Annotated in this window: 8 protein-coding genes; 2 read left to right on the forward strand and 6 right to left on the reverse strand. The window is 41.5% G+C overall.

Annotated features, from left to right (window positions below; translation table 11 throughout):
• Positions 1-88 precede the first annotated feature (88 nt).
• Positions 89-1,249: a 5-(carboxyamino)imidazole ribonucleotide synthase gene (locus LC574_RS22245; RefSeq protein ID WP_229455678.1), complete on the reverse strand. Its 1,161-nt coding sequence runs from the start codon at positions 1,247-1,249 to the stop codon at positions 89-91.
• Positions 1,246-1,737 (reverse strand): pentapeptide repeat-containing protein, encoded by a 492-nt coding sequence (locus LC574_RS22250; protein ID WP_229455686.1) that lies wholly within the window; start codon positions 1,735-1,737, stop codon positions 1,246-1,248. The genes LC574_RS22245 and LC574_RS22250 overlap by 4 nt, the downstream gene beginning before the upstream one ends.
• Positions 1,738-2,395: 658 nt before the next feature.
• Between LC574_RS22250 and LC574_RS22255 the strand changes: the two genes are divergently transcribed.
• Positions 2,396-2,719, forward strand: coding sequence for a hypothetical protein (locus tag LC574_RS22255; RefSeq protein ID WP_229455679.1), 324 nt, complete (start codon positions 2,396-2,398; stop codon positions 2,717-2,719).
• An 85-nt stretch (positions 2,720-2,804) separates the two neighbouring features.
• Here the strand turns inward: LC574_RS22255 and LC574_RS22260 are convergent, their stop codons facing one another.
• Together LC574_RS22260 and LC574_RS22265 are read right to left on the reverse strand one after the other, a co-directional pair.
• Positions 2,805-2,993 carry a DUF4915 domain-containing protein gene (locus LC574_RS22260; RefSeq protein WP_229455681.1) on the reverse strand — a complete coding sequence of 63 codons (189 nt, stop codon included), beginning with the start codon at positions 2,991-2,993 and terminating at the stop codon, positions 2,805-2,807.
• A 60-nt stretch (positions 2,994-3,053) separates the two neighbouring features.
• A complete protein-coding gene (locus LC574_RS22265; RefSeq protein WP_229455682.1) occupies positions 3,054-3,194 on the reverse strand; it encodes a hypothetical protein in 141 nt (46 codons plus the stop codon).
• Positions 3,195-3,250: 56 nt separating this feature from the next.
• Between LC574_RS22265 and LC574_RS22270 the strand changes: the two genes are divergently transcribed.
• Positions 3,251-3,850: a Uma2 family endonuclease gene (locus LC574_RS22270; RefSeq protein WP_229455684.1), complete on the forward strand. Its 600-nt coding sequence runs from the start codon at positions 3,251-3,253 to the stop codon at positions 3,848-3,850.
• 599 nt (positions 3,851-4,449) lie between these two features.
• Here the strand turns inward: LC574_RS22270 and LC574_RS22275 are convergent.
• On the reverse strand, positions 4,450-5,349 hold the full coding sequence (locus LC574_RS22275; protein ID WP_229455685.1) for a nucleotidyl transferase AbiEii/AbiGii toxin family protein: 900 nt from the start codon (positions 5,347-5,349) through the stop codon (positions 4,450-4,452).
• A 326-nt stretch (positions 5,350-5,675) separates the two neighbouring features.
• Positions 5,676-6,050 (reverse strand): hypothetical protein (locus tag LC574_RS22280; protein WP_267871633.1); only part of this gene is annotated, 375 nt, incomplete at its 5' end.

Consider the following 6,050-nt stretch of genomic DNA (forward strand, 5'->3'; position numbering starts at 1 on the left):
TGGCAGTCACCAACGTCGTAGTGCAACTTCACTCATTATAGCTTTCAAAAAGATGTTGTGTGTTCAACATCGAAAGTTTCTGAAAAATTTACCTGGGATACCAGATAGATTCTATGGTGTGGGCAATGGCGATCGCACTTGCCGATTCTCGATTCTGATTATCCAGCAAAACGGTAACATGTCCCAACTTCCGCCCAGGACGTGATTCTGTCTTCCTATACCAGTGAACGTGCGCCTGGGGAATTTCTGCTATTTGTTGACGCTGGTTTTGGTAGTCGCTATGAGAGTTTTCATACCCCAGTAAGTTCACCATTACAGCGCCAGCGCACAGCAAAGCCGGATTTCCTAAAGGTAAACCACAAACGGCTCTCAGGTGCTGCTCAAACTGCGAAGTTTCACAGGCGTCAATAGAGAAATGCCCAGAATTGTGGGTACGGGGTGCAATTTCATTTACTAGGATTTTGCCATCAGCACTTAGAAATAGCTCAATTCCAAAAATCCCCACTACTTGTAGGCTATTTAATAAAGTATGTGCGATCGCTTGGATTTCTGCTACTTGATTAGGCGTAATCTCAGCAGGCGCAATTACCCGCCGACACACTTGTTGTTCTTGTTGGGTTTCTACCACTGGATAAGTTACAATTTCTCCCTCTACAGAACGAGCTGCAATTATTGCTAGTTCTCTTTCAAAAGGGATAAATTCTTCTAACAAGAAAAGTGATTGATTTAAAGTTTTTGTTGCGGTTTCATAACTTAGCTTTTGCTCTAAAGTAGCAAAATCTTGAATTATGAAAGTACCTTGACCGTCATAACCGTGGCGGCGGGATTTGAGGACTGCTGGAAAACCTAGATATTCTATTTGTGATTTGAGATTTTCTACTTCGTCAAGGGCTAAAAATTGGGGAACAGGTAAGCCTAAGTCGCGTAAATAACAACGCTGATGATATTTATCTAAAAGAGGAGCTAAAGCTTCTAATCTGGGACGAAAACAAACGCCTTGGTGGGCTAAAACAGATAAAGCATTTAAGTTAACAAATTCGTTTTCAAAGGTGATGACATCGCATTTGTTAGCTAATATTTCCGTAGCAGTTGCATCATTAACTGGGGCGAAAACAGTTTCTTTCGCAATTGACACGGCCGGGTCGTGTTCACTAGGAGTTTGTACTACTAATTCTACTTCTAGCTTCTGTGCTGCATCCGCCATCATCCAGGCAAGTTGTCCGCCACCAATTACACCAACACGTTTCATTGACATCCTAAGGAATCACGAGTTTGCACGCCTGTTTTGGAATTCACACCACTGGCTTTACTGCACAGTTCTTTGATTTGCGCTCTATCCAAAATTGCATCTGTAAAATCTGCACCGTCTATATTCACATCATTAAATATGGCGCGGAGCAAAAGAGCTTCTTTGAAAACTGCGTCGCTCAAATCTGCCTTAGTCAAGTTTACCTGATCAACCATTGCATTAGTTAAATCTGCTCCGTGGAGATTTGCATTTGTCATCACCGAAGCACTCATGACTGCTCCCCGCAAGTCAGCGTTAGAAAAGTTAGCCAGTTCCATATTGGCGTTAGAAAACTCCGCAGCTTGCAAACTTTCACCCGAAAAATCACGTCTTGACAACTCTGCATTGCTAAATGAAAGCGGATGAGTCCAGTCTACTGCCAGTGCGGGATCAGCCACGCACCATATAAGAATTCCTAGAAGGAACGCCAACCCCTGCCGCAATAACATATTGAGAGCCAATTTGGTGTTTAATCGCTGCATTTAATTACCGCATTTGAATATTAGCAAGACTGGATCATCTTAATTGAGACTTCCAGCCTTGCTACTGGACTTGGGGAACGTGTATTTCCCTAGCTTAATATTTTGTAACCCAAAAAGGGTGGATGCGTAGCCTGTGATAGACATCGCTTTCCACCTTTAGCTAGAGAGCGGCAATATCGGAGCGATCGCACTCAATATATATCGAACTCCTATTTGATTGCGTGAAAAAACTCGCCCTCAACTCGAAAAGGCTGATTCCCTACTCCCTACTCCCTACTCCCTACTCCCTACTCCCTACCTACACAAAGAAGTTCAGAAATCAAATCGGATTGCTATAGAGAGTTTTCTTAAGCAGTAATACTCATGGGCTTATTTACAATTCTTGACTTTCAATGTTTAAAGTAAAGTTTATTGTCTTTTAAATTCAACAGCCCCTATCAACTGTTAGTCTTTTAATTAATGAAAGCAAGGTTTGAGCGTAATTATATGCGTCTCAACTGCTTAACAAAGCTTAAAAGTTGGATAATTAGCGTTAATTTTATAGCGATTAGTTAGTTGTTCAGGAATCTCCAAGAGTTTACATTCACCAAGTACACAATTTCCACAAACCGAACTCCGAAACCCGATGATGAATCATTACTCACTTCAATGGATTGAGGCATGGTGCCAAGAAAATGGCTGGACAGATTTATTTGTTGAGCGACGTAACAACTTCTGGGCTTTCCCTCCGGGTGGGGTAATGCCAGAACCAATTCCAATTGACGTTCTCAGGGTGATTAAAGCTGAGAAAGGATTGACTTTTGAAGAACGATTGTGGTCGATGTCCGCAGTAATTGGCACAATCCTAGCTGTTCTTTTTACCTTTTGGTTCCAGTCGCCGATGCCATTAGTTTTAGCTTTCGCTTTTAACGCCGTTACGGTGGCTCAATTTGAACTTGAAGATGCCTAAATTCTTATTTTGGGCTTTGCTATTAAAAACTGCTTTTGTCTAGTTTCAGCAAAAGCAGTTTTTAATTTCAGAAAAAGAGACGAAATCACGATAAATCGGTTGACCTTTCAGATAATGCGTCATAGCTATTGTGATTTTTTCCGAGTTCCAGGGCATTTTCAAACCGCCACAGTTGATACAACGAACTCATGTATAGGCTTTTGTCGTCTGCCCATAAACCCATGCACCGCTCAAAGGTGCGCTCGAAGACTGATAATTGCTTTGATGGTTGCAAGCCGTTAAGCTCATTCCACCCCTAAAAGGGGATGGGATTTCACGGTCATTTGGTTGACGGTTAACAGTTAACGGCGGCGGGGGCGGCTATCCCGGACACCCCTCTTGTTGGAGTGGGTTTCCCGCCGCATTTGATGAGGTCTTCGGCTTGTTTATTGGCAGCGATCGCACTTGTTACGTTGCGATTTACTGAAATTGGCAATTCTTCCTGCCGTTGCTGATAATAATTTTAGAGTTAATTATTCAAGAGGTCTGATTGTGGTCTTTGCTCAAACGAACCCCCCAAATGTAATAATAACTCGCCTCACATTAGACGAGTATCGGGCTATGGAAGAAACCAACCCAGAACGCCATGAATACCGCAACGGAGAAATTATTACTATGTCGGGAGGTTCTGAAGCCCACAGTGCGATCGCCAGCAACTTATTAATAAACTTGGGGTTTTTGCTAAGAGACACTGATTTTCGTTTGTATAACAGCGACTTGCGAGTTTGGATTCCGGAATATCAGTGTGGTACTTATACCGATTTGATGGTTGTTAATGGCAAACCAGAATTCAATGGCAATCGCAATGATGAAATTCTCAATCCTTCACTCATTGTCGAAGTTCTATCGCCTTCTACCGAAGCCTATGATCGAGGCGAAAAGTTCAGAAAATATCGCTCTGTTGCTAGCTTTTGTGAATATCTGCTTGTGAGCCAAACTGAACCCTACATTGAGCAGTATCACAACGTTGATCGTAATAGTAACGATCGCTGGTTATGGCAAGTTCACTCTGACCTTGAGCGGGGGATCGTTCTACACAGTTTAAACGTAGAAATTCCCCTGACTGAAATCTATCGTCGCATTAATTTTTAAGGATGGCTAACTCTGTTACAATAATATTTTGATTTAATACCCATTAAGCTCATCCCAACCCCAAAAGGAGATGGGATTTCACTAGGGCTATTTCATTCTCATCTAGCCCACCTCAGAATAAATTCTGAGGCTAATAGTAAAAGTCGTCTAAAGACGACTAATAAAGGTTTTTAGTCCACTAAAGTGGACTTGGGCTATAAGAGAGGAACTTTAGTTCTGGGCGGTTTATGTCTAGAACGAAATAGCCCTAAGATTTCACGGTCATTGGGTTGACGGTTAACAGTCATCAGTCAGTAGACGCGATTAATCGCGTCTGTACTTAACGGCGGCGGGGGCGGCTATCCTCAACACCCCTCTTGTTGGAGTGGGTTTTCCGCCGCATTTGATGAAGCCTGTAATTTAGATGGCGTTCAATACTGCGTAGGTTTTGGCTAAAAAATAAAAATGTGTAGGTTGGGGAGCCACTGCCTTGGGCGGGTTTCCCGACTTGAAGCAGGTGGCGTTTGAGGAACGAAACCCAACATTTCCAGGGCTTTGTTGGGTAACACTAAAGTTCAACCCAACCTACATTCAAAACCTACGCAGTATTGAGATGGCGTTTAATTAAAATCAACAAAAAGCAAATTTATTCCATTCATTATTACTGGAATTTTGTTTTCAGGTACATTCAACTGTTGAAAACATTTATCTCTATATTCTTCTCGATCAATGAAATTGTTGATTGCTTTAACTAGGGGCTTTTTCACTTCGTAGGTTTCTTCAGCTTTAGCAATTGCTCGTAAAGGGATTTCATTATTTACGCGCAATATTGCTAAATCAATTAAATCTCTAGATTGTGTGCTTGAATCGTTCCATCTATCGGCGTTAGCCATAAGCTTTGATGTGAATCTATCACCTATACTCAAGCAAGGAATATTAGCCCAATTTGGATAAACAGGGGGGTCTAAGGTAAAACCTCCATTGGCTACAATTTCTACTTTAATATTCGTTTCGTTGACGGCAACAGGAAAACGGATACCATATTGATTTATTGTACTTTCACCTAATCGAATATCTGTTGGACTTTGAAATAATGCGGCAATTCCTTCATCGTACACCAATTTTCTTAAATATCTATAATTTTCAGTTCCGTAGGGGAAGAGAAAATCAATATCTTTACTAAACCTATATTCATCATATTCTAACGCCAAAAGCGTACCACCTGCGAAGTGTGCAGAAGCTTTTTGAAGAACTTCTGGATTAAAAGCATTAAGGATTTTCCGGATTTTATTATGATGTTCTAGGTGAAACATTTCTAAATCTGGCAATATCCAAGAGTTGTATTTTTTGGCTAAATAATGAACAAAATCTTTTTCTGATTTCTGGAAATTATTGAAAGTAGTTTGATGATGCCAATTGCGTTGATACAATTGGATCATTTCTTTCTCAGTCAATTGATAGACATTATTTAGTTGCCAACCAACAGACTCTAGGAACGGCAGGTTTTGCGGATTAGGCATATACATTCAGGAGTGCTGAGTGCTTAGTGCTGAGTAACCCTATAGCGAAACGGGGGGATTGAAGTAAGGACGCATTATTTCTTATTGCACTCTCCACTCAAAATAAATCTTTTTTTCTTTTTCCTGCGATCGCGGGGCTTGTGAGAAATGCGGGTTCTGCCTCCAGCATAGCTGCCTTCTTCAATTGCTTATAATTATGCACACGATAAAATATATGCTTTCTAGCTTGATTACACAAGATGTAAAAGTGAAATTACTTTGTGCTTTCACGTTTGAGTGTTTCGTGCACTCTTAGGACTTACGCAAAAATCGCCCAAAAGCTTAATTTATCGAACCGCCAAGACGCCAAGAACGCCAAGAATTCGTAGAGCGTGCGTAAGTCCTAACTCTGTAGCAGCTTCTGCCTTAACAGTAGCAACTTCCGCTTTCACGTTTAAGTGTTTCGCGTAGTCTGTAGCAGCTTCTGCCTTAACAGTAGCAACTTCCGCTTTCACGTTTAAGTGTTTCGCGCACTCTGTAGCAGCTTCTGCCTTAACAGTAGCAACTTCCGCTTTCACGTTTAAGTGTTTCGCGCACTCTGTAGCAGCTTCTGCCTTAACAGTAGCAACTTCCGCTTTCACGTTTAAGTGTTTCGCGTAGTCTGTAGCAGCTTCTGCCTTAACAGTAGCAACTTCCGCTTTCACGTTTAAGTGTTTCGCGCA

This window comes from Nostoc sp. CHAB 5715, assembly GCF_020829685.1.
Lineage (GTDB): Bacteria > Cyanobacteriota > Cyanobacteriia > Cyanobacteriales > Nostocaceae > Nostoc.

Bases quoted from the DNA above. Each gene is read 5' to 3' on its own strand.
- LC574_RS22245 (WP_229455678.1), bottom strand. From the start codon at position 1,249: ATGAAACGTGTTGGTGTAATTGGTGGCGGACAACTTGCCTGGATGATG.
- LC574_RS22250 (WP_229455686.1), bottom strand. From the start codon at position 1,737: ATGTTATTGCGGCAGGGGTTGGCGTTCCTTCTAGGAATTCTTATATGG.
- LC574_RS22255 (WP_229455679.1), top strand. From the start codon at position 2,396: ATGATGAATCATTACTCACTTCAATGGATTGAGGCATGGTGCCAAGAA.
- LC574_RS22275 (WP_229455685.1), bottom strand. From the start codon at position 5,349: ATGCCTAATCCGCAAAACCTGCCGTTCCTAGAGTCTGTTGGTTGGCAA.